General features: G+C 73.1%; 2 protein-coding genes. Both read right to left on the bottom strand.

The annotated features are described in order from the left end of the window. Window positions 1–77: 77 nt before the first annotated feature. Window positions 78–902, bottom strand: coding sequence for an ABC transporter permease (locus tag PROKR_RS26275; RefSeq protein WP_051433387.1), 825 nt, complete (start codon window positions 900–902; stop codon window positions 78–80). Next, on the bottom strand, window positions 895–1,923 hold the full coding sequence (locus PROKR_RS26270) for an aliphatic sulfonate ABC transporter substrate-binding protein (protein WP_036969666.1): 1,029 nt from the start codon (window positions 1,921–1,923) through the stop codon (window positions 895–897). Before PROKR_RS26270 ends, PROKR_RS26275 begins: the two co-directional genes overlap by 8 nt. Window positions 1,924–2,109 lie beyond the last annotated feature (186 nt).

Below are 2,109 nucleotides of genomic sequence, written 5' to 3'. Positions count from 1 at the left end.
GCGGGCCGCCTCCGCCCAGAACGCGACCGGGTCGGCGGCGGCGCGGTCGTACGCCTCGGCGGTGACGTTGGGCGCCGTCATGCCCACCGCCGCAGCAGCCGGCGCTCCGCCAGGCCGATCAGCGCGTCCGTGAGCTTGCCCAGCACCGCGAGCAGCACGATCGCCAGCAGGATGCGGTCCACGCGGCCGTTCTGCTGGGAGTCGTTGAGCAGGAACCCCAGGCCCATCGACGACGCGATGAGCTCGGCGGCCACCAGGAACAGCCACGACTGCGCGAGCGCCAGGCGGAGCCCCGCCACCAGCGAGGGCAGCACGGCGGGGAGCTGCACCGTCGTCAGGAGCCGCAGCCCGCGCAGCCCGAAGGCCCGTCCTGCCTCGACCAGGTGGGGGTCCACGTGCCGCAGGGCCGCCGCGATCGTCGTGTAGACGGGGAAGAACGCGCCGATCGCGATGAGCGTGATCTTGGACTCCTCGCCGATCTTGAGCCACAGGATCAGGAGCGGTACCCAGGCGAGCGAGGGCACGGCGCGGATCGCGCCGAGCGTGGGCGCGAGCAGCAGGTCACCCAGCTTGGACAGCCCCACCAGGGAGCCGACGGCGAGGCCCGCGGCGGCGCCCAGCGCGAACCCGATCAGCACGCGCTGCGTCGAGATCGCCACGTGGTGCCAGAGCTGCCCGCGCTCGACCAGGTCGACGGCGGCGTCCCACACGGCCACCGGGCCGGGGAGCTGGTAGGGCGGCACGATCCCGGCCGCCGTCACGCCCCACCAGAGGGCGAGCAGCGCCCCCGGAACCAGCAGCCCCAGCACGATCGGCCCGGCTCGGCCCGCGCCGGGCCCCGGCCGGGTGGACGACACCGTGGCGCCGTCCGCCCGTTCGACGTCGGCCTCCTGGTCAGCCATCAGAGGCCACCGCCTCCTGCGCGAACTGGGGCGCGAAGAGCTCGTCGAGCGCGCTGTCGACGTTCTCCTGCGCGGCCACGTCGCCCGACTCGACGAAGATCGGGCCCACGACCTCCAGCACGTCGCGCTGCTTGTCGCCGGGCACCGGGTCGAGGTCGAGCACGGTGCGCTCCTCGATCACCGTGGAAGCGACCTCGGGGTCGATGGAGGCGACCTCGGCGAGCAGCGCGGACAGCTCCTCGGGGTTCTCCAGCGCCCAGGCGCGGGCCTGCTCGTAGGCGTCCACGACGGCCTGCGTGACGTCCGGGTGGTCGTCGACGAACTCCTCGCGCGCGTTGAGGAACCCGTAGGTGTTGAAGTCGATGTTGCGGTAGATCAGCTTGTCGCCCGCCTCCGCCTCGGCGGCGGCCATGATCGGGTCGAGGCCCGACCAGGCGTCGACGGACCCGTTGTCGAGCGCGGCGCGGCCGTCGGCGTGCTGCAGGTTCTGCACCTCGACCTCGCTGAGCGGGATGCCCGCCTCGTCGAGGGTCTGCAGCAGGAAGAAGTACGGGTCGGTGCCCTTGGTGGCCGCGATGGACGCGCCCTCCAGGTCGGCGACGTCCTTGATCTTCGAGTCGCCCGCGACCACGATCGCCGACCACTCCGGCTGGCTGTAGATGTCGACCGTGCGGATGGGCGAGCCGTTCGCCCGCGCCAGGAGCGCCGCCGAGCCCGCCGTGGAGCCGAAGTCGATCGCCTCCGCCCGCAGGTTCTCGTTCGCCGTGTTCGAGCCGTCCGACTGCACCCAGGTGACCTCGACGCCGTCGAGCTCCTCCTCCAGCCAGCCCTGCTCGCGGACCACGAGGCTGAGCGGGTTGTACGTGGCGAAGTCGATGTTCAGGGTGTCGGTGCTCCACTCCCCCGCACCCTCGCCACCGCCGGCGGCGGCCGCACCCTCGCCGGCCACGCAGCCGCTCATCGCCATCGCCGAGACGAGGGCCAGGCCGGACGCCAGAACGGTGTGCCTACGGTTGCGCATGGGTTCTTTCCTCTCGCTGCCCGACGACGGTCGGCGGGCTGGGTGGTTCGGTGCGGTGCGGTGGGATTCGAGTCGGGCGGGTGATGGCTCAGCGGTCGTGGTGCGTCGGCACGCCGAGCCCGTCGAGCAGCTCCGCGCGGAGCTCGGCCAGGTCGCGCGCGGCGCGGTCGCGGGGCCGGTCGCCCG

It is taken from the genome of Promicromonospora kroppenstedtii DSM 19349 (assembly GCF_000515355.1).
GTDB classification, from domain to species: domain Bacteria; phylum Actinomycetota; class Actinomycetes; order Actinomycetales; family Cellulomonadaceae; genus Promicromonospora; species Promicromonospora kroppenstedtii.
Note: the sequence above shows the minus strand (reverse complement) of the source record. Positions and strands in the feature narration are given on the sequence as shown.

What these genes read in the sequence shown, in the direction of transcription:
- PROKR_RS26275 (WP_051433387.1), bottom strand. Translation starts at nt 902, where the DNA reads ATGGCTGACCAGGAGGCCGACGTCGAACGGGCGGACGGCGCCACGGTG.
- PROKR_RS26270 (WP_036969666.1), bottom strand. Translation starts at nt 1,923, where the DNA reads ATGCGCAACCGTAGGCACACCGTTCTGGCGTCCGGCCTGGCCCTCGTC.